The following is a 26,174-nucleotide window of genomic DNA, read 5'->3' as shown; positions in this document are numbered from 1 at the left end:
CCATGTCGTCTGATTTTGCATCTCTCGGTCTTTCCGAGCCCATTTGGCGTGCTGCAGCGGAACGCGGTTATACCACCCCCACACCTATTCAGGAACAAGCCATACCGGTGGTCATGTCAGGCGTGGATTTGCTGGCTGGTGCGCAAACCGGAACGGGCAAAACGGCTGCTTTTGCCATGCCGATTCTCCACAAACTGGCCGCCACGTCGGAAACTGCGTTTCATGGTCCTTCCAGCGTGCGCGCCCTGGTGTTGGTCCCTACCCGGGAACTGGCTGCCCAGGTAGAAGAAAGCGTGCAGCTTTACGGAAAGAATTTGTCTTTGCGCTCCCTGATTCTGATCGGTGGCGTCAAAATCAATCCCCAAATGCAGAAGCTGCGACGCAGTGTGGATGTGCTGGTGGCGACGCCAGGGCGCCTTCTGGATCATATTCAGCAACGCAGTGTGGATTTGTCGCATGTTGAAATTCTGGTCCTGGATGAAGCGGATCGTATGCTGGATATGGGGTTTATCCGGGATATTCGCCGGATTCTGGCAGTGTTGCCTAAAAAACGTCAGAACTTGTTGTTTTCTGCAACTTTTTCTCCGGAAATCAGAACACTGGCAGACGGCCTCCTGAATAATCCGGTCAGTGTCGAAGTGGCCAGTCGTAACGCCACTGCCGATACGGTTTCCCAGCGTTTTTTGGCGGTAGATCAGGATCGTAAAAGAGAACTCCTGACCCATCTTATTGGTGAACAGCAATGGCATCAGGTGCTGGTGTTTACGCGTACCAAGCATGGTGCGGATCGACTGGCGAAACATCTCTCCCAGGGGGGCATGCAGGCCATGGCCATTCACGGTGATAAAAGCCAGGGTGCCCGTACCCGTGCGCTGGCTGAATTCAAGGAAGGTAAGGTGCGGGTGTTGGTGGCTACGGACATTGCAGCACGAGGCATTGATATCAATGAATTACCTCATGTGGTGAACTATGAACTGCCGCATGTGCCGGAGGACTATGTGCACCGTATTGGGCGTACCGGCCGCGCCGGTAATAATGGTCATGCGGTTTCTCTGGTCAGCGTCGATGAACGTAAACAGTTATCGGACGTGGAAAAGCTTTTGAAACGTTCTTTTACCAAGGAAATCATTGTGGGTTTCGAGCCCAAGCAAAGCTTTTCCAGCCAGCCGCATGCGCCGCATACGCGTCGTCAGACCGCTCCCGGCGCTCAGCGCCGGGCGCCTTCACGTTCGACTGGTGGCGGGAATCGGTTTCGGGATCGATAAAATCCGCTTATAATTTTTGCTGGACATTATTTGTCTGGTTTTTGGCTTGGCAGACCCCCCGCTGATCAGTCACAATGCTGCGTGAAGGGGCGTCAATCCGAGAAAAGGCAGACATGGAAGAAGAGAAGATTTCATCTGCACGCATTCTGGTTGTTGAGGATGAAGAGGGTATTCAGGAATTGTTGCGGGTTGCCCTGAAGCGTCAGGGTTTTGAGGTGCGTTGTGAAAGCAGTGTGGAATCCGCTGAGCCGGCACTACAGAGTTGGGCACCTCAGCTTGTTATTCTGGACTGGATGCTACCGGGTGAAAATGGTCTCGCCTGGTGTCGGGCCTTGCGGCGTTGTGAAGAAACCCAAAAACTGCCGATCATTCTTCTGACTGCCCGGGGTGAGGAAGGGGATAGGGTGCATGGCCTGGAATCGGGGGCAGATGATTATCTGGCCAAGCCCTTTTCACCACGTGAGCTGGTAGCCCGCGTCAATGCCTTGTTGCGCCGCAGTTATGGTAATAATTCTGCCGGTGTGGTGAAGCTGGGTGAGTTGCATGTAGACCTGCGCGCGCATCGGGTTTATGTCAAAGATGTCCAGTTGCATCTGGGACCCACAGAATTCCGTTTGCTGCGCCTGTTTGTGACCAATCCAGATCGGGTTTTTTCTCGCGATATGTTGCTGGATCAGATTTGGGGCCGACAAAGTTTTATCGAAGAACGCACGGTCGATGTCCATATCCGCCGTTTACGGCGGGTTCTTGACGAATACGGTCACGCGCCCTTGATTGAGACGGTTCGTGGTGAAGGTTACAGATGTAGTGCAGTGGTCGGTGACGTATGAACATGGCATCGCCTAAATTTTTGAAGAATATATTTTTATTTTTGTGAAAACCTTACGCGCCTGGTTTTATCCGCTCGCCGTATGGGCCCTGATACCCCTTTTTCTGGCCGCAGACAGTTTACGTGCCTGGTCTTATTTACCTCCCGTGATCATCGCCTTGATTCTGGCGATCTGGGTTGCCTGGCATCGGCAACAATCCCAAAGTTTCAGTGCCTGGTTCCGTAATCCCGATACTCATCTTCCCCCCCTCGCTGGAGGGCTCTGGGAGGAAACGTTTGCCGACGGTTATCACTGGCGGCGGGACCAGGAGGCCCGACAACGTCAGTTAAGTGCCCAGATTCTTCAGCTGCGCGATGCGCTCCAGGCAATGCCAGACGTGGTAGTGCTCATGGATGAGCGCGGTCAGTTGGTCTGGGTGAATCCTTCAGGTATTCGCCTCTTGCAACTGCAATGGCCGGATGATGTTGGCAAACCCCTGGCCTTCTGGTTGCGTACCCCCAATCTGCGGGCATTTTTAAGCGGTGAGGGCCCTTCAAGTTTGCAACTGGCTGCTCCATCAGATGCCCAGTTGTTTTTGGAGGGCGTGCGTTATCCTTTGGCTGATGCCGGAGCCTTGGTGATTTTTCGGGATGTGACCCGTATTCGCCAACTGGAGCAGGTACGCCAGGATTTTGTGGCCAACGTCTCCCACGAGCTGCGCAGTCCGTTGACTGTTGTGCGGGGCTTCCTGGAAAACCTGCTGGATGGTCCGCTGGCCGAAGACGAAGAAGTAGGCAGCCAGTTGCATTTGATGGAGCAGCAAACCCTGCGGATGCAATCCCTGGTGGAGGATTTGCTCTCTCTGGCGCGTATGGAGGCGGCCGAAGCCGAACCAGAGCGCTGTGATACGATCATTTTCAGTGCATTGATCGAGGGCGTGCTGGACACGCTCAAGCCCAATATATCCGAAAAAAGACTGAAAATTCACAAGCACCTGGACGAGACTCTGGGTATTTTTGCGGAGCAGGTAGACTTGACCAGTATCGTCCGTAATCTCCTAGAAAATGCTATCAAGTACACCCCCGCCGGGCGCAGCATCAGCATAAGCTGGGGCCGTGGTCCCGATGGTCTCAGGCTGACGGTGCAGGATACCGGAGATGGGATTGCTACCGAACATCTGCAAAGAATTACGGAACGTTTTTATCGGGTGGATAAGGGAAGATCCCGGAGGATGGGAGGTACGGGTCTGGGACTTGCCATTGTTCGCCATGCAGTAGAACGCTATCAGGGACATTTGGAAGTACATAGCGAAATTGGTCAGGGAGCGGTATTTACCGCACTGTTTCCCTTGTCTCTAGCGCGTAGTGCTGTCATCGGTGAAAATGTGTCATAAAACGGTAATAAAACTCTGCTATTGTAGGTTGTCTATGCTGTAGGCTTCATACCGGAAGGTTGCGCACCAATATGAAAATTAAAAATGCATACAAGACACGTCGGCTCAGTGTGCTGCCGAAAATATTTAAGTTTGCCATGAGGCCTTATCATGAGTGGCAAAATCTTGCCCCGGCGGGTGCGTTAATGGCGACCCTAGCCGTGTTGGTTTTGAGCCTTGGATCACGTTTTCTTATTAAAGAAAGGAGCCCGCGTTAATGTCGGAACTTCATAATACCAAAATTGCTGTTCGCCACCTGGATTTTTACTATGGCAGCAATAAATCCCTCAAGGATATCAATCTGGAGATGCCGGAGAAACAGGTCACCGCGTTTATCGGCCCTTCGGGTTGTGGCAAGTCGACCTTGCTACGGGTATTTAACCGCATGTATTCACTTTATCCCGGGCAACGCGCTACCGGTGAGGTGTTGCTGGATGGCGAAAATATTCTTTCCCCCAATATGGACGTCAATATGTTGCGTGCCAAAATTGGCATGGTGTTTCAAAAGCCGACGCCTTTCCCGATGTCGATATACGATAATATCGCCTTTGGCATCAAGCTCTATGAAAAACTTCGCAAGGTGGAAATGGATGAGCGCGTGGAAGAAGCCCTGCGTCAGGCCGCTCTCTGGGATGAGGTCAAAGATAAACTCAAGACCAGTGGTTTGGGTCTTTCCGGAGGACAACAGCAACGTTTGTGTATTGCCCGCGCCGTTGCGGTAAAACCCGAAGTGATTTTGCTGGACGAACCGACTTCTGCTCTCGACCCGATAGCTACCCTGAAAATTGAGGAACTGGTCAGCGAATTGCGCAATCAGTTCACCATTCTCATTGTGACCCACAATATGCAACAGGCCGCGCGCGTGTCTGATTACACCGCCTTTATGTATATTGGTGAAATGGTAGAATTTGGTCAGACCAACCAATTGTTTACCAATCCGGCCAAGAAGCAGACGGAAGATTACATCACGGGTCGTTATGGTTAAGGAGAACTGAACATGGATAAAGATCAGCATATTTCCCAGCGCTTCAATGATGATTTGAACGAAGTTCATGAGCTGGTTCTGGCGATGGGTGGGGTGGTTGAAGAACAAATCAGCAATGCCATTCGCGCGCTGCAGACTGGTGACAATGACCTGGCCCGCGAAGTGGTAGCCCGGGATCATGAAGTCAATGGTTATGAAGTACGGATTGAAGAGGAATGTATCAATATCCTCGCAATGCGCCAGCCGGCGGCCTCGGACTTACGTCTGGTCATGACGCTCATCAAAAGTATTGCCGATCTCGAGCGCATGGGTGACAAGGCCAGCAAGATTGCGGATATGGTGTTGGCCATGGGGCATGGGACGCGTAATTCCAACCCGGCCTTTTTACGTGATGTGGGCGTCATGGCAGACTATGCGCTGAATATGCTGCGGCGCGCCATGGATGCCCTGGCTCGGGCAGACGCTGAACAGGCCATTGCCATTGCCAAGGGGGACGAGATTCTCAATCAGGAGTACCGGTCTGCCCTGCGTCGTCTGATTACCTACATGATGGAAGATCCACGCACCATCACTCCAGCCATTGATGCCCTGTTTATTGCTAAAGCCATAGAGCGTATTGGCGACCATGCCCGCAATATTTGTGAGTATGTGATTTATCTTGCCAAGGGCAAAAATGTCCGGCATCTTCCCCTGGATCAGGTAGAGCAAAGCCTCCAGGGGAAATAATCATGTCGGAACCCGTGACCACTGCAGTATTGGAAAATTATTTGGCAGCAGTGGATCTGGGTTCCAATTCTTTTCATATGGTAGTGGCGGAAGAGCTGGGTTCAGAAATTCGCTTGCTCGACCGCCTGCGAGAAGGCGTGCGTCTTGCCGAAGGTTTGCGCGAGGATGCCACTCTGGATCCGGCCGTCGAGAAGCGTGCACTGGATTGTCTGGCACGTTTTGGTCAGCGCCTTCGTGGTATTCGTCCTGAGCGGGTCCGCATTATTGGTACCAACACGTTGCGCCAGGCGAGTGCCGCCGAGGGGTTTGTGCAGGCTATTGAATCCACTCTGGGTTTTCCTCTGGAAATTGTTGCCGGTCGGGAAGAAGCGCGACTGGTCTATCTGGGGGTCGCCCACAGCCTGGCGGTAGATGCGGATGAACGCCGCCTGGTGATTGATATTGGGGGTGGCAGTACCGAACTTATTGTGGGTCAGGGATTTGTACCGAATAATCGTGAGAGCCTTCACTTTGGATGCGTAGGTTCCAGCCGCGCCTTTTTCCCGGATGATCTGATCACCACTGAGTCCTGCGAACGGCTTGAAAAAAAAGTGCGCATGGCGGTAGAGCCAATGCTGGATGAATTTACCGGCCATGGCTGGGATCAGGCAGTAGGTTCTTCAGGGACAGTCAAAGCCATAAACCGGATTCTGGTCGAGAATGGTCAGGGTAGTCGTATTACCCGCAACGGGATGTACTGGTTGCGGGAGCAAATCCTGCAGTTGGGATCGGTGCGGGCCTTGTCCCGTCTGAAAGGTTTGAAGTCGGATCGTGCCGCTGTATTTGCGGGTGGATTCATGATTCTTTACGCCTTGTTCGAAGCCTTGAATATTCAGGAAATGCGTTTTTCAGAGGGGGCGTTGCGGGAAGGTGCCATTTATGACCTGCTCGGCCGGATTCACCAGGAAGATACCCGCGAACTCAGTATTCACAGTCTCCAGGAACGCTTTCACAGTCAAACCAGGCGCAATCGTGGGGTGGCAGCCTGGGCGGATCAGTTTTTTACGGCAGCGATGGCCAACTGGTCTTTGCATGGTGCTCATCGGCAATGGCTGCAGTGGGCGGCGTTAACCCATGATATTGGGCTGGATATTGCCCATTCCGGCTTTCACAAGCATGGCGAATATATCTGGCGCAATGCCGATTTGGCGGGATTTTCCCGCAGGGAGCAGGGCGTTGTGGCAGCATTGCTGCGCACCCAGCGCAAACGGCTTCCGCATCTGCAGTTCTATTCTACCTTGGGTATTGCGGCTGAAGATTTGCTCGCTGTTCAGCGTTTGGCTGTGCTACTGCGACTTGCTATTGTTTTCCATCGCGGCGCACAAATTTCGGGTACTGCACCCGCCTTGCAAGTGGAGGACAAAGTCCTGCATCTGTCACTGCCTGATCATTACAAGGATAAAATGCCCCTGCTTTTTGCGGATCTTGAGCAGGAACAGGAAAATACGGCTCCTGATTTTCATCTCCATTGGTAAGAGGGCGTTCCCATCGAATTTCTGAATCCGTTGTTGCACTGGCTGCATCTGCAACCGGTTACTCTGAGCGTTATCAAGGAATTTCTCCGCCAGTATGGGTACTGGATACTGTTTATCGGGACCCTGCTGGAAGGTGAGGCGGTAGTCATTGTTGCCGGGGCCCTTGCCCATGCCGGCGTGCTGGATTTACCCGTGGTCATTGCCGTTTCCTGGCTGGGTAGCACGATTAATGATCAGGTTCTGTATCAGGTAGGTTCGCGCTATGGAGAACGGATTCTCGACTGGCTTCCCAATTTTCTCAAGCGCCATGTTGCTCAGGCAGAGGGATTGATTAGGCGCTTCGGCGATTGGGTGACGCTGCTGTTTCGCTTTATTTATGGGACCCGAACCATTACCCCGATACTCCTGGGTGTGCATCATTATCCACCCCGGCGCTATCTAGTCATGAATCCACTGGCTGCTGCTGTCTGGGCCGGCGTCATCGCCGGTATCGGTTATGTTCTCGGGGCTTCATTGCAAGGCCTGCTGAATGGTGTACGTCAAGTGCAAATCATTTTGTTGCTGCTGCTGTTTGTGGGTGCTTTGCTTTACTGGTTTTGGCATCGTGGGAATAAATCCAAAACCGGTACTTAGCACGACTGCTTGCAGCCGACCTGGCCCCAGTGCGCGTTCCAGTCTTGCTCTAGTGGGGTAACCTGTGGTAAAACGCGCTGGGCTTTGCCCTAATACGCACACGTAGCCTGAGAGGATTTCCGGGTGTCCGCAAGGATGGAATTCTCGGCCGCGTGGTGGATCTTAACCCTATGAAAACTGGAGAAATCTCTATGAGCAGCAATGTAAGCATGCGTGCCCTGCTGGAAGCCGGCGTGCACTTTGGTCATCAAGCCCGTTACTGGCATCCCAAAATGGCCCCTTACCTGTTTGGTGAGCGCAACCGCATTCACATTATCAATCTTGAACATACTTTACCCATGCTGCGTAGCGCGCTGGCTTTTATTGAGCAGGTGTCGCGCAAACACGGTCGGGTTCTTTTTGTGGGAACCAAACGCCAGGCGCGTGAAGCTGTAGAGCAGGAAGCCCGTCGTTGTGGCGCTTTTTTTGTCAATCAACGCTGGCTTGGTGGGACCCTGACCAACTTTAAAACCATTCGTCAGTCTATTCGTCGTCTGGACGAGTTGGACCAGATGACAGCCGATGGCACTCTCGAAAAGCTGACCAAAAAAGAAGGTCTGACTCTGTCGCGTGAGCGTGACAAACTGGAGCGCAGTCTTGGTGGCATCAAGGAAATGAATGGTCTGCCCGATGCTATTTTTGTGATTGATGTGGGTCATGAAAATATTGCGGTGCTGGAAGCGCGCAAGTTGGGCATTCCGGTTATTGGTGTGGTCGATAGTAATTGTGATCCATTGCTGATTGATTATCCTATTCCGGGTAATGACGATGCTACCCGTGCTATCCGACTTTATGCTTCGCTGGTGGCCGATGCCATTTTGGCCGGTCGGCAGGGTGGTGCAGCGGATTTGCTGGATGAATTCGTCGAAGTGGACGAAGAAACCATTGAAATTGACGCCGATTAACGCATTCACCACATAACCAAGGAGTTTACATGGCTATCAGTGCACAACAGGTTAAAGAACTGCGTGAGCGCACCGGCGCTGGCATGATGGAATGCAAAACCGTTCTGACGGAAGCGGACGGAGATATGGAAGCGGCCATTGATCTGCTGCGCACCCGTGGTCTGGCCAAGGCCGACAAGAAGGCCAGCCGGGTAGCGGCGGAGGGCGTCATTGTTACTGCGCTGAGTGCAGACCAGAAGCAGGGCGTGGTGCTGGAAGTGAACTGCGAGACCGATTTTGTGGCCAAGAATGAGGATTTTCTGGCCTTGGCCAAGGATTGTGCCGGGCAGGCTCTGCAACAGGGTCTGAAACAAATAGAGGCGCTGGTGGCGGATGCGTCCATTGAAGAGCGGCGCAAGACCCTGGTCAGCAAGCTGGGTGAAAACATCAGTTTGCGGCGTTTGCAGCACTTGCAGGTTAAGGAAGGCGTGGTTGGAGCCTATATACATGGCAGCCGCATCGGGGTGATAGTGGCGCTGGAAGGTCAGGCGGCTACAGAAGAACTCGGTAAGGATGTGGCCATGCATGTGGCTGCAGCCCGGCCGGAAGTGGTTCGTCCTGATCAGGTCTCTGCAGAACGTCTGGCCCGGGAAAAGGATATTCTGGTCGCACAGGCCGCTGATAGTGGAAAGCCTGCTGATATCGTCGAAAAAATGATATCCGGCCGGCTTAACAAGCTGGTCAACGAAATTGCGCTGACCGGGCAGCCTTTTGTGAAAGATCCGGATAAAAGCGTAGGGCAGTTGGTCAAGGGTTTTTCGGGAGTGGAAGTCGTCGAATTCATCCGTTTTGAGGTGGGTGAAGGTATCGAAAAAGCACCCACGGCAGACTTCGCCAGCGAAGTAATGGCGCAAGTCCGGGGGTCCTGAATGACCGCTCCCCGGTACTCACGTGTTCTCCTGAAACTCAGTGGGGAGGCATTGATGGGGGATGGGCAGTATGGCGTCGACCGCGAGGTCGTACGCCGTATGGCTCGTGAAATCAAGGATGTGGTCTCGTCTGGTGTGCAGGTCGCCATTGTCATTGGTGGTGGCAATATTTTCCGGGGGATGGCCAAGGCAGCCGAGGGTATGGACCGTGCTACTGCTGATTATATGGGAATGCTGGCGACAGTAATGAATGCTCTTGCGGTTCAGGATGCCCTGGAGCATTTAGGCCTGCCGACGCGGGTACTTTCTGCCCTGCATATAGAGCAGGTCGCTGAACCCTATATCCGTAGGCGTGCCATTCGTCATCTGGAAAAAGGTCGGGTAGTGATTTTTGGTGCTGGCACAGGTAATCCTTTTTTTACCACGGATACAGCCGCCAGTTTGCGGGCTGTAGAAATCAATGCCGAGCTGGTTCTGAAAGGAACCAAGGTGGATGGCGTATATACGGATGATCCAGTCACTCACCCCGAGGCTATGCGTTACCGTGAACTGTCTTACAATCAGGTTCTGGAGCAGAATCTTCAGGTGATGGATGCGACAGCAATTACCCTCTGTCGTGATAATGACATGCCCATCATCGTTTTTTCCATCAACAAATCCGGCGCATTGATGCGGGTAATGCTGGGTGAAGAAGAAGGCACCTCGGTGCGTAGAGAGGTTCCATGAGTATTCAGGAAATCAAAAAAGACGCCGAAACCCGGATGAAAAAAAGCATCGAATCCCTTAAGGGGGAGTTGACGCGTCTGCGTACCGGTCGCGCCAGTGCTGGCTTGCTGGATCATGTGATGATTGATTATTACAATGCTCCCACTCCATTGGCCCAGGTGGCCTCGGTTTCCGTAGCCGATGCCCGCTCTTTGGTGGTGACACCCTGGGAAAAAAATCTGATCCCAAAAATTGATAAAGCCATTCGCGATGCCGGGCTGGGACTTAATCCGGTGGCTGGTTCGGACAATATTCGTGTACCTCTGCCGGCACTTTCAGAAGAGCGGCGCAAGGAAATGGTGAAAGTGGTCAGACAGGAAGGCGAAGGTGCCCGAGTAGCCATTCGTAATATCCGTCGTGACAGTATTTCTCAGGTCAAGGACCTCCATAAGCAAAAAGTCATTTCCGAAGACGAAGAACGTCAGGCAGAAGAGGCTTTTCAGAAGCTGACTGATCGCTTTGTGGATGAAGTCGATGCCGTGGTGGAGGCCAAAGAAGCTGACCTCATGGAGGTCTGAGCAGGATGATGGCAGCATCTGGATCAGGAGCGCGTTCGCTTCCGCAGCATGTCGCAGTCATTATGGATGGCAATGGCCGCTGGGCGTATCGGCAACATTTACCCCGTGTAGCCGGTCATCGACGAGGAGCGGAAGTCGTCCGGGAGATGGTTCAGTCGTGTGTAGACTTGAATATTCCCCATCTTACTCTCTTTGCGTTTAGCACTGAAAATTGGCGGCGGCCTCCTTTGGAGGTGCGTCTGCTCATGAATCTGTTCCGCTTGCTCCTGAAGCGGGAAGCCCGCAAGTTGCATGAAAACGGGGTGCGTTTACGAATTATCGGTGATCGCAGCGCGTTGGAGCGGGATATTCTTCAGCTCATTGAAGAAGCAGAAAGTCTCACCCAAAATAATACCCGTTTGCAACTCAACCTCGCAGTGAATTACGGTGGACGTTGGGATATTGCCCAGGCTACACGCGCGGCAATTGCTGCGCTTCAGTCTGCAGATTTGAATCTGCAAGAACTTGACGAGCAGGATATTGCCCGGCATTTAAGTCTTGCCGATGGCCCCGAGCCGGATTTGTTGATTCGTACGGGTGGGGAAGAACGCATCAGTAATTTTCTGATCTGGCAACTGGCGTACACAGAATTCTATTTTACTGATACGCTCTGGCCGGATTTCGATCGCGCTTCCCTGGAACATGCACTACATTCTTTTGCACATCGGCAAAGACGTTTTGGACGTACTGGTGATCAGGTTCTGGAGGGCGATTGCTCCGTCAGCGACTGATCACCGCCGCCTTTTTGTTGCTGCTGGTTTTTGTCCTGATTTTTCAGGCTTCCTCTCCGGTTTTTCTGGTTTTTTTAATGCTGCTCGCCCTGTTTGCCGGACAGGAATGGGGTCGTCTCAGCCTGTTCTCCAGGCCATTTGCCTTACTGCTGGGGCTGGTACTGGCGGTTCTTTTGCTGTTGCCGCTCTGGTTGAATAATCTGATCGGCCCCATGTTGGCAGATATTTCGGTAGCCGCATGGTTATTATGGGCGGTGCTGATGCTTGCTGTGTCACCCAGCATGCTAGATAGAGCTTCAATTTGGCAGCGTCCGTTTACGGGTTTTATGCTTTTGCCAGCTTTTTTGCCAGCTTTCTGGTTTGCCTTGCAACTTCAGCGTCAGTCCCCCCATCAACTTTTGTGGGTGATTTTGATAATCAGCGCAGGAGATGTAGGTGCCATGACTTTTGGGAAACTATGGGGCCGGCGGCGGCTGATCCCACGGGTCAGTCCGGGCAAAACCTGGGAAGGCCTCCTGGGTGGCTTGCTTGCCAGCGCCATTGTGGGCACACTGGGTGCATGGATCTGGCTGGGGGCTCACCCTCTCGTATTATGCTCAGGGGCTTTGCTGGGAGTGGTGACAGCAATATTTGCAGTCATTGGTGACCTGGCAGAAAGTTATCTCAAACGCCGCGCAGATCGTAAGGATAGCGGTCAATTACTGCCGGGGCACGGTGGTTTGCTTGACCGTCTGGACAGTATCAGCGCGGGTATCCCGGTTTTTGTAGCCGGGATTTACTATCTGGGTTGGTGGAAATGACAAGAGGCATCTGCATACTCGGAGCCACGGGCTCCATTGGGAAAAGCACCCTGGACGTGCTTTCACGCCATTCCGATGTATTCCGGGTGGTGGCCTTAACGGGTAATCATCGTGTTGCGGAGATGCTGGCACTCTGCAAAATCCATCAACCTGAGCAGATCGTCATGGCAGCACCCGAAGCAGCGCAAGAACTCCGGGTGCTGTTACGTGATGCCGGTCTAAAACAAATAAATGTGGAAAGTGGTCCCGAGGCATTGGCAGCCGTTGCCCGTATGGACGGTGTTGACGAGGTAATGGCCGCAATAGTCGGAGCAGCTGGTCTTTTGCCTACTCTGGCTGCGGTGGAAGCCGGCAAAAAGGTATATCTGGCCAACAAGGAATGTCTGGTGATGGCGGGCAAGCTGTTTATGGACCGGGTGCGGGCGTGTCAGGTGACCCTGCTGCCTATTGATAGTGAGCATAATGCCGTTTTCCAGTGCTTTGCCGATGGCCGAGGGGTGCGCCGCATCCTCTTGACGGCTTCTGGCGGTCCTTTCCGGACCTGGCCTTTGGAGCGTCTCGCGGGAGTGACTCCAGATCAGGCCTGTGCGCACCCTAACTGGGTGATGGGCCGGAAAATTTCTGTAGATTCGGCGACGATGATGAACAAGGGGCTCGAAGTGATTGAAGCCCATTGGTTGTTTAATCTTCCGGCAGAACAAATTGATGTACTCATCCACCCCCAAAGTATTATCCATTCCATGGTAGAGTACGTAGACGGGTCGGTGTTGGCCCAGCTGGGCAATCCGGACATGCGTACGCCCATTGCTCATGCCCTGGCTTACCCGGAGCGCATCGAAAGTGGGGTGTCCTCACTGGATCTGGCCAAGACCGCAGATTTGCAATTTGAAGCCCCTGACCTGCAACGCTTCCCTTGTCTGGCTTTGGCTTTTTCTGCCCTTAAAGCGGGTGGTGCTGCAGCTACTGTCCTCAATGCTGCCAATGAAGTAGCTGTTCAGGCTTTTCTGGACGAGGCTTTACCTTTTGCCCGGATTGCTGCTGTTGTGGAAAGTACCCTGGCCGATTTGCAACCTGCCGCACCGGATGAACTGGAAGCCGTTCTGGCGATTGATCAGCAGGCCAGAGTGATAGCTGGCAAGCATCTGCGCCGTTACGCTGAATCTGCTTTGGCCTGATTTCGGGCTACTGTGCACATACTCGAAACCATAGGCGCTTTTATTCTCGCAATTGGCATTCTGGTGCTGATTCATGAATCCGGACATTTCTGGGTCGCCAAATTCATGGGCGTGAAGGTGCTGAAATTCAGCATCGGCTTTGGTCCTGCTTTGATCAGTCGGCGCTGGGGCAAGGATCGCACCGAATATGTCATCGCTGCGTTACCTTTGGGTGGTTACGTCAAAATGCTCGGTGAACAGGCCGGTGAAGAAGTAATGCCTGAAGAGCGTTCCCGGGCTTTTGAGCGGCTGGCTCCCGGCAAACGCTTTCTCATTGCCCTGGCTGGCCCTGCTGCCAATCTCCTTTTCGCCATCATTGCTTATGCCGGAGTTGCCTGGATTGGCATTCCCGGGCTGGCTCCCATTGTTGGTCTGGTGAATGATCATTCTCTGGCCGCTCAGGCCCATTTGCAGCCGGGTCAACGCATTACCTCCCTGAACGGGCAGCAGGTATATACCTGGGAAGAAATGCGTATGGGTTTGTTGTCGGCGGCCATTGCCCGGGTGCCCGCACACCTTGAGACTACCGAGCAGGGCAGGTTGTCAACACATACTCTGCCTTTGCAAAGCCTGAAGGCAGATTCGGTGGGGCCGGACTTTGTTGGCAAGATCATCGGAATGGAGCCTTACCTGCCAGCAACTGTGGGAGCGGTCGAAGCCAAAAGTCCGGCCGCTCAGGCAGGACTGGTTGCCGGTGATCGTATTACCGGCATTGATCATCATCCTGTCCCGAGCTGGGAGAGTCTGGCCCGTCACATTGAATCGCATCCAGACAAAACGGTGGAGATGACTTACCGGACGGCTGCGGGGATCAGTAAAACCATTCAGATCAAACCACAAATGTTTCTCGACAAGGCGGGTAAAGCGATTGGCAGGATCGGTATTGTCATGGCGCCCCTGCCCAAGGATCTCATCGTTATACGCCAGCGGGGGCCACTTGAGGGATTGATCTATGGTGCGCACAGTACCTGGCAGATGTCCTGGATGACGGTGGAGATGATGGTTCGGATGGTGCAGGGTTTTGTTTCGCCGAATAATATCAGCGGGCCTATTAGCATTGCCGAATATGCGGGGCAGTCGGCTCAGGCGGGCGTGGCGCCCTTTCTGTCCTTTCTGGCTTTGGTTAGCATCAGTTTGGGGGTCCTGAATTTGCTCCCTATTCCCATACTCGATGGTGGTCATCTGGTGTTTTACGCCCTGGAAATGGTACGGGGTAAGCCGCTTTCGCCGGCGGTGGTGCAAAAAGCCCAACAGATCGGTATAGTGCTGCTTCTGATGCTGATGTCCTTCGCTTTCTACAACGATATTACGAGATTGATGACTCCGTGAAAAAATTCAGCCTGACTTCACCTTCGCCTCTGGTTCTTGCCTCGGGTATTGCCTGTTTGGCGGCCGTTTGGACGGCTCCAGCCTGGGCATTTACACCCTTCACTGTGAAAAACATAGAGATAAGAGGATTGCAGCACATTGCTCCTGGAACGGTCTATAACTACCTGCCCATCCATATCGGGGAAGAAGTAGATGACCAGAAAGCGCAGCAGGCGATTAAAGATCTGTACTCTACTGGTTTTTTCAAGGACGTAACTATCGCCCGCTCGGATGACAATTTGCTGGTGGTCGTCCAGGAACGTCCGATCATTGCCAGCATCAAGACGCACGGCATCAAGGCCTTTTCCAAAAAAGAAGTGGAAGGAACCCTGAAAGGCATCGGTCTGGTGGACCGCCATATTTTCAATCAGTCCCTGCTTGACGAGGTCGTACATGGGCTTCAGCAGCAGTATGAGGGCATGGGTTATTACAATGCGAAAATTCATGCCAAGGTGGATAAACTCCCACGTAACCGCGTAGCTATTTATCTGGATGCCAATGAGGGAGAACAGGCTACTATCAAGCAGGTGACCATAGTCGGTAATCACGCTTTCAGTGAAAGCCGTCTGCGTGGACTTTTCGATATTGGTGCCCCTGACGCCTTTTCATTTTTTACTAAAAATGATCGTTACTCTCAGGAAAAATTGATGAAGGGCCTGGAAGCCCTGCACAATTTCTATCTGGATCGCGGCTATCTGAATTTTGATATTGAATCCAATCAGGTACAGGTCACACCAGATCGTCGTTTTGTCTATATTACGGTCAATGTGCATGAAGGACCGGTTTATCATGTGAAGTCGGTGAATTTGACGGGGAATCTGGTGATTCCCAAGCCAGAGCTGGAAAAACTGGTTGAAATCCATCCCGGCGAAGTGTTTTCCCGGGCAAAAATCAACGACACCAACAGTGCCATTGCCAACAAGCTGGGTGATCTGGGCTATGCTTTTGCCAATACCACACCGGTGCCGACGGTAGATGAAAAAACCCGCGAGGTAGCACTGAATTTTGAAGTGGACCCAGGGCGCAAAGTATACATTCGCCGCATTGAAATTACCGGCAATGATCGCAGTCGTGACTATGTAGTCCGGCGTCAGTTCAGGCAGATGGAAGGATCTCTTTATAATGGTGCGCAGATCAGGCGTTCCAAGGAGCGGCTCCAGCAGACCGGTTTTTACGATAAAATCGAAACTAAAACGGTTCCGGTTCCCGGTCATCCTGATCAGATGAATCTGGATGTGCATGTCAGTGAGCGGCCAACTGGCAGTTTTAGCCTGGGTGTGGGTTACTCCAATGCGCAGGGTATTTTGTTCAATGGTTCCATCAGCCAGAACAATTTCATGGGTACTGGAAATGCGCTCTCTTTTTCGGCCAACGTGGGCGGTTTGGGCACAGCATTCAACCTATCTTATACTGATCCTTATTTTACTCCGGATGGTATCAGTCTGGGTGTTAATCTTTATCGGAATGATACCAATCTTTCCAGCCTTGCTGTTGCGCCGTATCAGGAAATTGACTACGGCGCTACGGGTACGCTGGGCATACCCATCATGCAGTATGTCTATGACTATATGTCCTTGGGCTACAGTAATACAACTATTAATCTGACTTCAGACAGCACGCAAATTTATAATTCTTACGTAAATACTTTCGGGAATACGGCCAGCGCTGTCACTGTAGGTAATAGCCTCGTTTATGACAGCCGCAACTCGCCCATATTTCCGACCAAGGGGTTTTATGGCAGCCTGGATCTGAAAGCGGCTGTTCCTCCGGGAAAACTGAAGTGGTATAAGGCCGAAGTCAAGGCTGACTATTATCATCCCATTACCTCCTGGTTAACCGGCGGGCTCAGCGGGCGATATGGTTTCATAAACGGTTATGGTGGCAAACCAGTTCCTTTCTTTAATAACTACTATTTGGGTGGCCCCACGACCTTGCCGGGTTACCAGACATATTCCCTGGGCGAACAAATTGATGGTTATCCCGTCGGAGGCACACGAGAATTATTGTTTAACGCCAGTTTGTACTTTCCGTTACCAGGTCTGGAAGATAACCATAATTTCCGGATGTCTCTGTTTGCCGCCAGCGGTTGGGTTTATGGGGTGCAGTCTTATCTCGGCGGTGCGAACAGTACGAGTTATTTCCCCAGTCTGGGTGAGATGCGGACAACAGCTGGCGTAGGCTTTCTGTGGATCAGTCCTCTCGGGCCTCTGCGTTTGTCTCTGGCAATTCCTCTGGACAAAAAGCCGGGAGATCTTACCCAACCCCTGCAGTTCACTGTGGGTAATAACTTCTGATGCCCCGGTGAGATGGGTATGATGCGTCAGTTACTTCTGGGTCTGGGTTTGTTGCTGTTTGCCGGGATAGCCTTGGCGGATCCCATGAAAATTGGCTTTGTCGATCTTGATAAAGCCCTGCGCGAGCTTCCGGAAGCGCAGGTTGGCGCGGCGAACCTCAATAAGCAGGTGGAGGCGAAGCAAAAGGAAATAGAAGCAAAGCGCCAACAGATAGATGCTTTTCAGAAATCGCTGGAAAAAGATTTTCCACATTTGAGTAATGCCCAGCGACAGGATCGCGAAGCTCAATTGCAAAGCATGATTCTCAGTCTTCAGCAATTTCAGCGCCAGGCTCAGGATACGCTCAACTATCAACGCAATCAGATCCTCAAGAATATTCAGACCCAACTGGTCAAAGTGGTCAGTCAAATTGGCCGTGCCGGGCATTATACGGTCATTCTCAATGACAAGTCGGTGTTATATGTCAGTGGTGCCATTGATTTAACCGGGCAGGTGGTGGCAGCGATGAACAGCACGATGAGTGCGGCAAAGTCCACAGGTAAAAAATAATGAGGGCAGCCAGCGTACATCGTCTTCAGGATCTGGCACAACACATTGCTGGAGAAGTACGCGGTGATGCGGAATATCTGATTACCGGCATGGCACCTCTGGATACTGCCGAGGCTGGGGATATTACTTTTTTCCAGGCGAGCAGCCTGCGCAGCTGTTTGCAGTCCAGTAAGGCTGGTGCTGTTATCCTCAGTTCTGAATTTGCTGATGATTTTTCTGGGCACTGCATTGTTGTCAAAAACCCCTATGCGGCTTTTGCTAAAACCATGCAGTACCTGTTTCCTGTGGCCCGATCTGAACCGGGTATTCATCACAGCGCTCAACTGGATCGGAATGTACAGATCCATCCTGAGGTACGCATGGATGCTTTCGTCAAGGTGGAGGCGGGGGCACAGATCGCGGCCCGAGTTTGGCTTGAGGCAGGGGTATTTGTGGGCGCTGACGTTCAGATAGGGGCGGGCACCCATGTTTATCCGGGTGCGAAAATCTACTCTGGTTGCCGCATTGGCGAACGGTGTGTTGTCCACGCGGGTGCGGTCATTGGTGCCGATGGTTTTGGGTTTGCGGAAGAAAACGGAAAATATCTGAAAATTCCCCAGATAGGCGGGGTACTGATTGGCAATGATGTGGAGATAGGTGCCAATACCTGTATTGATCGTGGTGTTCTGAACGATACGATCCTTGCCGACGGGGTCAAGATCGATAATCTGGTACAAATCGGCCATAATGTACAAATAGGCGCGCATACCGTTATTGCCGGCCAAACGGGAATAGCAGGCAGTACCCGTATTGGCAGCCATTGCCGGATTGGCGGGCAGGTTGGCATTACCGGCCATGTTGAAATAGCGGATAACTGCGTGATTGCCGGACAAAGTGCTATTACCCATTCGTTACGCAGCCCGGGGGTTTATTCGGGAGTGGTCCCTGCCCATGAAATTACGCGATGGCGGCGCATTGTTGCCCGCTTTGACGGGCTAGATACCTTATTTCGGCGGGTAAAAAATCTGGAAAAAAATTCTGCGCACCAAGCATCAACTGACGGAGAGCCATTTCATGGAGAGTGAACTGAATATTCAGGATATTATGAAGCGATTACCGCATCGCTATCCTTTTTTGCTGGTGGACCGTGTGCTGCATGTGGAAGTAGGGAAATCATTGCGTGCGATCAAAAATGTCACTATAAATGAGCCCTTTTTTCAGGGACATTTTCCGGCTATGCCCGTCATGCCAGGGGTTTTGATTATTGAAGCCCTGGCCCAGGCTGCTGCTCTACTGGCTTTTGTTTCGGAAGATAAATATGGTGAAAATGCTGCTGTGTATTTTGCCGGTATTGATAAAGCCCGCTTCCGCAAACCGGTCACTCCAGGCGATCGCCTGGAACTGCTGGCTAACGTCAGCCGGCGTCGCTCGGGAATGTGGCAAATGGAAACCCAGGCATTGGTGGATGGTCATGAGGTGGCTTCGGCCCTGTTGATGGCGACACTTCGGGAAACCGCTCCATGACTAGGGATATTCACCCTACGGCCATTGTTGATTCAGGTGCTATTGTGGGTGCCGATTGTAAAATTGGTCCTTACGCAGTGATTGGTGCTCACGTCGAGCTGGGCGCTCATTGTCAGATCGGTGCGCATGCGGTACTGGAAGGTCCGACCAGGATAGGCAGCCATAATCATATTTTTCAGTTTGCTTCAGTGGGGACAGCTCCTCAGGATCTAGGTTACCAGGGCGAGCCTACGGCACTGGAAATTGGTTCGCACAATACCTTGCGGGAATTTGTGACGGTGAATCGCGGCACGGTAAAGGGGGGCGGTGTTACGCGGATTGGTAGCCATAATCTGCTCATGGCCTATTGTCATGTGGCGCATGACTGCCGCATCGGCGATCAGGTGGTGATGGCCAATGCGGCGACTCTGGCCGGACATGTCTGCATTGAAGATCATGCCATTCTGGGTGGCCTTTCTGCCGTACATCAATTTGCACGCATAGGTTCACATGCCATTTTGGGTGGGGGTACCATGGCACCTTTGGATATTCCACCTTATATGATGGCTGCCGGGAACCATGCCAGTCTTCATGGTATTAATGTGCGTGGTCTGGCTCGGCGTGGCATTTCCCGCGAGACCATTTTGCAAATCAAACGCGCTTACAGGATTTTGTTCCGTTCCGGGCAACGACTGGATGATGCTATGGAAGAGGTGCGCCAGCGCGGTCTTGATGCCCCGGAAATCGCCCATTTGCTGGACTTCATCCAGAACAGCAAGCGCGGAATTACCCGACCATGAAAAATCTCAAAACAGCCGTGATCGGTGTGGGTCATCTGGGTCGTTTTCATGCCCAGAAATATGCCAATGTGTCCGATCTGCAAGGCATTTATGACGCCAATCCCGATCGTGCTGCTGAAGTGGCCCGGGAACTGGGCTGTCGGGCTTTTGCCAGTATTCCTGAGCTGCTGGCTTCAGTAGAAGCCATATCCATAGCGACCCCAACTTCAACCCATCATGAGGTTGCTGAAGAAGCACTGCGTGCGGGAGTGCATTGCCTGGTTGAAAAGCCGTTCACGCTGGATATTCCGGAAGCAGACGCCCTGATTGCCCTGGCTCAGGAACGTCAACTGGTTCTGGCTGTGGGGCATATCAAAAGAGTGCATCCAGCCATTCGCTATTTGCGTCAGGCGGGTTATGGCGCCCCGCGTTACCTGGAGGCAGAGCGTCTGGCACCGTTCAAGCCCCGTTCTCTGGATATTGATGTCATCATGGATCTCATGATTCATGATCTTGATCTGACTTTATTGTTGACCGAGGCCGAACCTGTTGATGTGCGCGCGGTAGGCGTTGCTGCGGTGACCGACAAGGCCGACATGGCCAATGCCTGGATTACTCTCAGTAACGGTACCGTGGCGAACCTTGCGGCCTCCCGGGTGGTTCGCGAACCGGCCCGGCGCTTGCGGATTTTCTGGCAGGACCGTTACGCTTCTGTGGATTTTATCCAGAATACCCTGCACATTTACCATCGCGGAGAAGGCGCCGTGCCAGGTATTCCCGGTGTTCGGGATGAAGCCGTCAATTTGGCTAAAACCGATGCCCTGGCCGCAGAAATTGAAGATTTTCTGGGTGCGGTGCTGCGTCAATCTCCGGTATTTTGTGATGGTATGGCGGGTCGCCGGGTATTGGCGGCAGCACTGCAAGTACGCAAGGCGGTGGATGGTTTTCTTTCCCGATGAGGGATGGGCCAGACCCAGTGAATGAATTTCTAAACAGGATATCAATACATGAGTTATAGTACAGCCATTCCCATGGTCGATTTGCGCGCGCATTTTCAGCCACTGCGTGAAGAAATTCTTGCCGGATTGGGAAAAATTCTGGATCAGGCGGGTTTTATTCTCGGTGAACACGGTCGTGCTCTGGAACAGGATGTGGCCCAACTTTGTGGCGTAGCCCATGGGGTAGGCTGTGCGTCGGGAACAGATGCATTGTTGCTGGCTCTGCGTGCTTTGGGGATTGGGCCGGGGGATGAAGTCATTGTGCCTACCTTCACCTTTATTGCTACGGCAGAAGCGGTCCTTTACGTGGGGGCAAAGCCGGTCTTTGTAGACGTGGACCCGCAAAATTATGTGCTGACCGCGTCACTTGTTGAAGCGGCCATCACCGACCGCACAAAAGCCATTATTCCAGTGCATCTTTATGGCCTGCCTGCCGATATGCCCGCTATCATGTCTTTGGCGCAACAGTATCATCTGAAGGTCATTGAAGATTGTGCCCAGGCTATCGGGGCCAGTATTCATGGGCGTGCGGTGGGAAGCTTTGGTGATATCGGCTGTTTTTCCTTTTTCCCCAGCAAAAATCTTGGCGGTGCTGGTGATGGCGGCATGGTGGTGACCAATGATCCGGAACTGGAAAAACAATTACGGGGCTTGCGCAATCATGGTTCATGGCAGACTTATCATCATGATGTGTTGGGTTATAACAGTCGTCTGGATGAAATGCAGGCATTGATTTTGCGCACGGAATTTCCGCATCTTTCTACTTTTAATGCGGGTCGTCAGCAGGCGGCTGCCTGGTATGCCGAGCATCTGGCGGGCCTGGATCTGCAGTTACCCCATGCACCAGAAGCTTATCAGCATGTATACCACCAATATACGATTCAGCTGGAAGGTCGGGATGCGGTAAAAGCCGCCTTGCAGGCTGAGCAGATTGCCAGCGCCATTTACTACCCCATTCCCGGCCATCGCCAGAAAATGTTTGGTGATCAGCCTCAAGGCCATTGTCCGGTAGCGGACAATCTGGCCGAGCGGGTTTTGTCCTTGCCCATGTTTCCCGAGCTGCAAGAGGCGCAGGTTGCCCGGGTGGCAGAGGTGATTCGCCGCACGCTGAAGGATTAAAGCGTTGGGCAAGGTGTTTATCCTTGCTGTAGAGCGTTCCGGAGAAAATCTCGGACTGGAAATCATGGAAAATGCGACTGCTGCTGGTCTGGATTTACATTGGTCAGGAGTAGTGGGTTCACGTTTGCAGGCCGCCGGCGTTGAAAATATTGCCGACGGGGAACCACTTGCCATCATCGGTCTGGTTGAGGTTCTGCGCCATTATGGGGCGCTACGCCGACTGTATCATCAGGTTGTATCGCATCTGAAAAAAGAAAGGCCCACTTGTGTCATTCTGATTGATCACCCAGCATTCAATATGCGCATTGCCAAAGCTGCCAAGGCACTGGGCATTCGCGTTCTTTATGTGGTGGGGCCGCAGATTTGGGCCTGGCGCGGGCAGCGCATTCATCAAATCAAGCAGATTGTTGATCAAATGCTGGTGCTTTTTCCCTTCGAAGTGCCCATTTATGCCGAAGCCGGTGTTCCGGTGCAGGTTCTGGCCCATCCTTTGCTGGCACAGACTACTGCTGCACCCGATCGTTTGACTGCTCGGGCGGCTCTGGGGCTCGCGGCGGAGGATCAGGTGCTCGCCTTGCTGCCCGGCAGCCGGCGTGGTGAGCTGGAAAAACTTTCCCGCCGTTATGCGCAAACCGCAAGTTTGCTGCGCGAGCAGATGCCCCGGTTGAAAATTGTCGTGGCTCTGGCTCGTGATGAACTGGCGTCGGCCTGGAAGCGTCAGTGGGAACATGGAGCAGGCCCCTGTGATGCTCTGGTGGTTATTGCCCAAACCCGCACGGTACTGTCAGCCGCCAATGTGGTACTGGTGGCTTCCGGAACGGCGACCCTGGAAACCGCACTGATGGAACGTCCGGCGGTAGTGGTTTATGCCCTGAATGCGCTGACCTACGCTTTTGCGCGGCGCCTGGTTAAAACCCCTTTTGTGGCCATGCCCAATATTTTACTCAAGGAGTCTGTTTATCCGGAGTTTTTGCAGGATGCCTTTAAACCCGGACAAGTCGCTGCAGCTCTGTTACCCTTGTTTACCGATGCCGGTCATAAACAAGTTCAGCGCCTGAAGCAGATACGTGACTTGTTGCAGGGGGATTCCGCAGAGGCGTTGCAACAGGTTTTGCGGAAAATGCTTTTATGACTGGTAAATCCAAAAATGGCCAGTGGCATGAATAATTGAGAATGAGTACAGCCAGAAGATCTCCGGTTTTGGAACACTGGGGCCCCTCGTGCGCGGGTGTGGATGAAGCCGGTCGTGGTCCACTGGCCGGTCCGGTCATTGCGGCGGCGGTGATTTTGCGTGAACCTCTGTACGGCCTGAACGACTCCAAGAAAATGACCGCCAAGGCCCGCCTGCAATGGGCTGTCAGAATTCGGCAGGAGGCGCGGGCCTGGTCGTTGAGCTGGGCGGCAGTGTGGGAAATTGAGCGCTACAATATTTTACAGGCCTCTTTACTAGCCATGTCCCGGGCTATTGCTGCTCTGCCAGTGCGTCCTGAGCGTATAGCTGTGGATGGTAACCAGTCACCGCCGTGCTGGCAGGTTGAGACTCTGGTGGGCGGTGATGGTCGGGTAGATGCTATTGCAGCGGCCAGTATTCTCGCCAAGGTGGCGAGAGATCAGACCATGCAGGTATTGGATGCTTATTATCCGCATTATGGCTTGGCCCGGCACATGGGTTATGGAACCGCAGTCCATATGCAGGCATTACAGCGATATGGACCTTGTCCGCTGCATCGACGTGGTTTTGGTCCGGTGGATCAAGCCTGGGAGGCAAAGCAGTGAGTGAACCGACTTTTGTCCATCTTCATGTGCATTCCGAATATTCGCTGGAGGATGGCATTATTCCGGTCAAGGCGCTGGCCAAGCGCTGTGCCGAAAAAAATATGCCGGCAGTGGCGATTACGGATCACGGTAATCTTTTTGCTCTGGTGAAGTTTTATAACGCCGCCCGCAGTCAGGGCGTGAAACCACTGATCGGGAGTGAAATCTGGGTCCACGATGAGGGCGATGCAGACCGCCCCGCCAGCCTGATCTTGTTGTGCATGAACAAAACCGGTTACGCCAATCTCAGCCGTCTGTTGAGTCGCGCCTATCTGGAGGGACATCAGCAGGGCCGCCCGCAAATTGCCGCCGAATGGTTGCAGCAGGCCAGTGATGGATTAATTGCCCTTTCCGCAGCGGGGCAGGGTGAAATCGGTCGGGCTTTGCTGCGCCGCGATCATGCGCAGGCTGAACTGTTGGCAAAACGCTATGCAGACTGGTTTCCCGAACGCTTTTATCTGGAACTGCAACGGAATGGCGAAAAAGATCAGGAAAGTCTGCTGCAAGCAACCCTCGGGCTGGCCGAAAAGCTGGATTTGCCGGTGGTGGCTACCAATAATGCCCATTTTCTGGATGCCGCCGATTTTGCCGCTTTTGATGCCCGTCAATGCATTTCTGCAGGGCTGACCCTGGATGATCCACGTCGGCCGCGACGATTTACCGCCGAACACCGTTTACCGGATCCAGAGGAAATGCGGACACTTTTTGCGGATTTACCCGAAGCTTGTGACAACACGGTAGAAATTGCCAAACGCTGTAATCTGGAGTTGGTGCTGGGCCAATACGCCTTGCCGGATTATCCCATTCCTGAGGGTCAGTCTGTGGATGAATATCTGCATGAAGCGGCTCAGAAAGGGTTGCAGGCGCGTCTGAATGCCTTGGGGATTCGGGCTGAAGGCAGCTTGCCTTACCATGAACGCCTGCTGCGTGAAGTGGGGGTGATCCAGCAAATGGGTTTCCCCGGTTATTTTCTGATTGTGGCGGATTTTATCCAATGGGCCAAGAATAACGGGGTTCCAGTCGGACCCGGACGTGGTTCGGGCGCCGGTTCTCTGGTGGCCTATGCCCTGGGGATTACCGACCTCGATCCGATCAGCAATGGCCTGCTTTTTGAACGCTTTCTGAATCCTGAACGGGTTTCCATGCCCGATTTTGACGTGGATTTCTGTATGGATCAGCGCGACCGGGTCATTCAGTATGTCGCTGAAAAATATGGCCGCGAACGGGTTGGTCAGATCATTACCTTTGGAACCATGAAGGCGCGGGCGGTAGTCCGGGACGTTGGCCGGGTGCTGGGACTGCCCTACGGGTTTGTGGATCAGCTCGCCAAGCTGGTGCCCGGTGATTTGGGCATGACCCTGGCCAAAGCCCTGGAAGAGTCCGAAGAGTTGCGGCGCCGCCAGACCGAAGAAGACGATGTGCGTGATCTTCTGGATATTGCCTTACGTCTGGAGGGATTGCCTCGCCATGCTTCCACCCATGCGGGGGGGGTTGTCATTTCTCCAGAGCCGCTGGCGGATCGTTTGCCGCTATTTACGGACAGTTCCGGTGGCGGTGGTAATGTGACCCAGCTGGACAAGGATGATGTCGAAAAAATGGGTCTGGTAAAATTCGACTTTTTGGGTTTGCGCACTCTGACCATTATTGACATGGCGGTGAAACTGATTAATGCCGCTGCCATCACGGAGGGCGTTGCGCCTCTCGATATTCAGCAACTCCCACTTGATGATCCAGAGACTTTTGCTCTGCTGAAATCCACGGAAACCGTGGCCGTGTTTCAGCTGGAATCATCGGGCATGCGTGATCTGGTGCGGCGGCTGCAACCCGATACTTTTGAGGATATTGTCGCCCTGGTCGCCCTGTTTCGTCCTGGTCCTTTGCAGTCGGGCATGGTGGACGACTTTATTGCCCGCAAGCATGGCAAGGCCCAGGTCAGTTATTTGCACGCCAATCTCGAACCCATCCTCAAGGAAACCTACGGCGTCATTGTTTATCAGGAGCAGGTCATGCAATCGGCGCAGGTTCTGGCGGGCTATTCCCTGGGGGGTGCCGATTTGCTGCGCCGCGCCATGGGCAAGAAAAAACCCGAAGAAATGGCCAAACAACGCAGTATTTTTCTGGAGGGCGCCCATAAAAATGGCCTGCAACCCGATCAGGCAGGAGCCATTTTTGACCTGATGGAAAAATTTGCGGAATATGGTTTCAACAAATCCCATTCTGCCGCCTACGCTCTGGTTTCCTATCAGACAGCTTATCTCAAGGCCCATTATCCCCAGTTTTTCATGGCGGCAGTACTGACTGCGGATATGGACCATACCGACAAGGTCGTGGCGATGATTACCGAATGTCAGCGCATGGGACTGCGCATTGCCCCGCCCAGCGTGCAATGAGATAAGCTGTCTGATAGGAAACCAGAGCGTAGGCGGCAGAATGGGATTTGTTGAAACCATATTCCGCAAATTTTTCCATCAGGTCAAAAATGGCTCC

General features: G+C 52.9%; 25 protein-coding genes. All 25 read left to right on the top strand.

The genetic code is table 11. The annotated features are described in order from the left end of the window. Positions 1-2: 2 nt before the first annotated feature. The 25 genes from H7F08_RS02680 (at position 3) to dnaE (ending at position 26,077) form a co-directional block, all read left to right on the top strand. Positions 3-1,265: a DEAD/DEAH box helicase gene (locus H7F08_RS02680; RefSeq protein WP_193639769.1), complete on the top strand. Its 1,263-nt coding sequence runs from the start codon at positions 3-5 to the stop codon at positions 1,263-1,265. Between the two features lie 113 nt (positions 1,266-1,378). Beyond that, a complete protein-coding gene (gene phoB / locus H7F08_RS02675) occupies positions 1,379-2,095 on the top strand; it encodes a phosphate regulon transcriptional regulator PhoB (RefSeq protein ID WP_010638767.1) in 717 nt (238 codons plus the stop codon). A gap of 43 nt (positions 2,096-2,138) precedes the next feature. Further along, the gene (gene phoR / locus H7F08_RS02670) at positions 2,139-3,467 is read left to right on the top strand and encodes a phosphate regulon sensor histidine kinase PhoR (RefSeq protein ID WP_193639768.1); all 1,329 of its coding nucleotides are present in this window, start codon (positions 2,139-2,141) and stop codon (positions 3,465-3,467) included. Positions 3,468-3,723: 256 nt separating this feature from the next. Next, a complete protein-coding gene (gene pstB, locus H7F08_RS02665; protein ID WP_024893499.1) occupies positions 3,724-4,491 on the top strand; it encodes a phosphate ABC transporter ATP-binding protein PstB in 768 nt (255 codons plus the stop codon). A gap of 12 nt (positions 4,492-4,503) precedes the next feature. After that, a complete protein-coding gene (phoU, locus tag H7F08_RS02660) occupies positions 4,504-5,217 on the top strand; it encodes a phosphate signaling complex protein PhoU (RefSeq protein ID WP_010638778.1) in 714 nt (237 codons plus the stop codon). 2 nt (positions 5,218-5,219) lie between these two features. After that, positions 5,220-6,731, top strand: a complete 1,512-nt coding sequence (locus H7F08_RS02655; RefSeq protein WP_193639767.1) for a Ppx/GppA phosphatase family protein — start codon at positions 5,220-5,222, stop codon at positions 6,729-6,731. 33 nt (positions 6,732-6,764) lie between these two features. Next, positions 6,765-7,364 (top strand): DedA family protein, encoded by a 600-nt coding sequence (locus H7F08_RS02650; RefSeq protein ID WP_010638782.1) that lies wholly within the window; start codon positions 6,765-6,767, stop codon positions 7,362-7,364. 191 nt (positions 7,365-7,555) lie between these two features. Continuing rightward, positions 7,556-8,308, top strand: a complete 753-nt coding sequence (gene rpsB, locus H7F08_RS02645) for a 30S ribosomal protein S2 (protein WP_010638784.1) — start codon at positions 7,556-7,558, stop codon at positions 8,306-8,308. Positions 8,309-8,337: 29 nt separating this feature from the next. Then, positions 8,338-9,216, top strand: a complete 879-nt coding sequence (gene tsf / locus H7F08_RS02640) for a translation elongation factor Ts (RefSeq protein ID WP_024893496.1) — start codon at positions 8,338-8,340, stop codon at positions 9,214-9,216. Further along, positions 9,217-9,942 carry a UMP kinase gene (gene pyrH / locus H7F08_RS02635; RefSeq protein ID WP_010638788.1) on the top strand — a complete coding sequence of 242 codons (726 nt, stop codon included), beginning with the start codon at positions 9,217-9,219 and terminating at the stop codon, positions 9,940-9,942. After that, positions 9,939-10,499, top strand: coding sequence for a ribosome recycling factor (gene frr, locus H7F08_RS02630; RefSeq protein WP_010638790.1), 561 nt, complete (start codon positions 9,939-9,941; stop codon positions 10,497-10,499). The genes pyrH and frr overlap by 4 nt, the downstream gene beginning before the upstream one ends. A gap of 5 nt (positions 10,500-10,504) precedes the next feature. Next, positions 10,505-11,269, top strand: coding sequence for a polyprenyl diphosphate synthase (gene uppS / locus H7F08_RS02625; protein WP_010638793.1), 765 nt, complete (start codon positions 10,505-10,507; stop codon positions 11,267-11,269). Then, positions 11,251-12,069, top strand: a complete 819-nt coding sequence (locus H7F08_RS02620; protein WP_010638795.1) for a phosphatidate cytidylyltransferase — start codon at positions 11,251-11,253, stop codon at positions 12,067-12,069. Before uppS ends, H7F08_RS02620 begins: the two co-directional genes overlap by 19 nt. After that, complete coding sequence (gene ispC, locus H7F08_RS02615; protein WP_075322842.1) at positions 12,066-13,244, top strand: 1-deoxy-D-xylulose-5-phosphate reductoisomerase; 1,179 nt, start codon at positions 12,066-12,068, stop codon at positions 13,242-13,244. The genes H7F08_RS02620 and ispC overlap by 4 nt, the downstream gene beginning before the upstream one ends. Positions 13,245-13,256: 12 nt before the next feature. Then, positions 13,257-14,612: an RIP metalloprotease RseP gene (rseP, locus tag H7F08_RS02610; RefSeq protein ID WP_193639766.1), complete on the top strand. Its 1,356-nt coding sequence runs from the start codon at positions 13,257-13,259 to the stop codon at positions 14,610-14,612. Then, complete coding sequence (gene bamA, locus H7F08_RS02605; protein ID WP_193639765.1) at positions 14,609-16,945, top strand: outer membrane protein assembly factor BamA; 2,337 nt, start codon at positions 14,609-14,611, stop codon at positions 16,943-16,945. The genes rseP and bamA overlap by 4 nt, the downstream gene beginning before the upstream one ends. Before the next feature lie 18 nt (positions 16,946-16,963). After that, the gene (locus tag H7F08_RS02600) at positions 16,964-17,494 is read left to right on the top strand and encodes an OmpH family outer membrane protein (protein ID WP_010638804.1); all 531 of its coding nucleotides are present in this window, start codon (positions 16,964-16,966) and stop codon (positions 17,492-17,494) included. Beyond that, complete coding sequence (gene lpxD, locus H7F08_RS02595; RefSeq protein WP_193639764.1) at positions 17,494-18,558, top strand: UDP-3-O-(3-hydroxymyristoyl)glucosamine N-acyltransferase; 1,065 nt, start codon at positions 17,494-17,496, stop codon at positions 18,556-18,558. Before H7F08_RS02600 ends, lpxD begins: the two co-directional genes overlap by 1 nt. Beyond that, entirely contained in the window at positions 18,548-18,997 is a 450-nt protein-coding gene (fabZ, locus tag H7F08_RS02590; protein WP_024893489.1) for a 3-hydroxyacyl-ACP dehydratase FabZ, read from the top strand. The genes lpxD and fabZ overlap by 11 nt, the downstream gene beginning before the upstream one ends. Further along, on the top strand, positions 18,994-19,776 hold the full coding sequence (gene lpxA, locus H7F08_RS02585) for an acyl-ACP--UDP-N-acetylglucosamine O-acyltransferase (protein ID WP_024893488.1): 783 nt from the start codon (positions 18,994-18,996) through the stop codon (positions 19,774-19,776). Before fabZ ends, lpxA begins: the two co-directional genes overlap by 4 nt. After that, entirely contained in the window at positions 19,773-20,714 is a 942-nt protein-coding gene (locus H7F08_RS02580) for a Gfo/Idh/MocA family protein (protein ID WP_193639763.1), read from the top strand. The genes lpxA and H7F08_RS02580 overlap by 4 nt, the downstream gene beginning before the upstream one ends. Positions 20,715-20,762: 48 nt before the next feature. Beyond that, positions 20,763-21,872, top strand: coding sequence for a DegT/DnrJ/EryC1/StrS family aminotransferase (locus H7F08_RS02575; protein ID WP_193639762.1), 1,110 nt, complete (start codon positions 20,763-20,765; stop codon positions 21,870-21,872). Positions 21,873-21,885: 13 nt separating this feature from the next. Then, a complete protein-coding gene (gene lpxB / locus H7F08_RS02570; protein WP_319026050.1) occupies positions 21,886-23,004 on the top strand; it encodes a lipid-A-disaccharide synthase in 1,119 nt (372 codons plus the stop codon). Positions 23,005-23,045: 41 nt separating this feature from the next. Then, entirely contained in the window at positions 23,046-23,648 is a 603-nt protein-coding gene (locus H7F08_RS02565; RefSeq protein ID WP_193639760.1) for a ribonuclease HII, read from the top strand. Further along, positions 23,645-26,077: a DNA polymerase III subunit alpha gene (dnaE, locus tag H7F08_RS02560; protein WP_319803958.1), complete on the top strand. Its 2,433-nt coding sequence runs from the start codon at positions 23,645-23,647 to the stop codon at positions 26,075-26,077. Before H7F08_RS02565 ends, dnaE begins: the two co-directional genes overlap by 4 nt. The last annotated feature ends 97 nt before the right edge of the window (positions 26,078-26,174 follow it).

It is taken from the genome of Acidithiobacillus sp. HP-11 (assembly GCF_015100075.1).
GTDB classification, from domain to species: Bacteria; Pseudomonadota; Gammaproteobacteria; order Acidithiobacillales; family Acidithiobacillaceae; genus Acidithiobacillus; species Acidithiobacillus thiooxidans.
This window is presented reverse-complemented; position numbering and strand designations above follow the sequence as displayed.

What these genes read in the sequence shown, in the direction of transcription:
- H7F08_RS02680 (WP_193639769.1), top strand. Translation starts at nt 3, where the DNA reads ATGTCGTCTGATTTTGCATCTCTCGGTCTTTCCGAGCCCATTTGGCGT.
- phoB (WP_010638767.1), top strand. Translation starts at nt 1,379, where the DNA reads ATGGAAGAAGAGAAGATTTCATCTGCACGCATTCTGGTTGTTGAGGAT.
- pstB (WP_024893499.1), top strand. Translation starts at nt 3,724, where the DNA reads ATGTCGGAACTTCATAATACCAAAATTGCTGTTCGCCACCTGGATTTT.
- phoU (WP_010638778.1), top strand. Translation starts at nt 4,504, where the DNA reads ATGGATAAAGATCAGCATATTTCCCAGCGCTTCAATGATGATTTGAAC.
- H7F08_RS02655 (WP_193639767.1), top strand. Translation starts at nt 5,220, where the DNA reads ATGTCGGAACCCGTGACCACTGCAGTATTGGAAAATTATTTGGCAGCA.
- rpsB (WP_010638784.1), top strand. Translation starts at nt 7,556, where the DNA reads ATGAGCAGCAATGTAAGCATGCGTGCCCTGCTGGAAGCCGGCGTGCAC.
- tsf (WP_024893496.1), top strand. Translation starts at nt 8,338, where the DNA reads ATGGCTATCAGTGCACAACAGGTTAAAGAACTGCGTGAGCGCACCGGC.
- pyrH (WP_010638788.1), top strand. Translation starts at nt 9,217, where the DNA reads ATGACCGCTCCCCGGTACTCACGTGTTCTCCTGAAACTCAGTGGGGAG.
- frr (WP_010638790.1), top strand. Translation starts at nt 9,939, where the DNA reads ATGAGTATTCAGGAAATCAAAAAAGACGCCGAAACCCGGATGAAAAAA.
- uppS (WP_010638793.1), top strand. Translation starts at nt 10,505, where the DNA reads ATGATGGCAGCATCTGGATCAGGAGCGCGTTCGCTTCCGCAGCATGTC.
- ispC (WP_075322842.1), top strand. Translation starts at nt 12,066, where the DNA reads ATGACAAGAGGCATCTGCATACTCGGAGCCACGGGCTCCATTGGGAAA.
- H7F08_RS02600 (WP_010638804.1), top strand. Translation starts at nt 16,964, where the DNA reads ATGATGCGTCAGTTACTTCTGGGTCTGGGTTTGTTGCTGTTTGCCGGG.
- lpxD (WP_193639764.1), top strand. Translation starts at nt 17,494, where the DNA reads ATGAGGGCAGCCAGCGTACATCGTCTTCAGGATCTGGCACAACACATT.
- fabZ (WP_024893489.1), top strand. Translation starts at nt 18,548, where the DNA reads ATGGAGAGTGAACTGAATATTCAGGATATTATGAAGCGATTACCGCAT.
- lpxA (WP_024893488.1), top strand. Translation starts at nt 18,994, where the DNA reads ATGACTAGGGATATTCACCCTACGGCCATTGTTGATTCAGGTGCTATT.
- H7F08_RS02580 (WP_193639763.1), top strand. Translation starts at nt 19,773, where the DNA reads ATGAAAAATCTCAAAACAGCCGTGATCGGTGTGGGTCATCTGGGTCGT.
- H7F08_RS02575 (WP_193639762.1), top strand. Translation starts at nt 20,763, where the DNA reads ATGAGTTATAGTACAGCCATTCCCATGGTCGATTTGCGCGCGCATTTT.
- H7F08_RS02565 (WP_193639760.1), top strand. Translation starts at nt 23,046, where the DNA reads ATGAGTACAGCCAGAAGATCTCCGGTTTTGGAACACTGGGGCCCCTCG.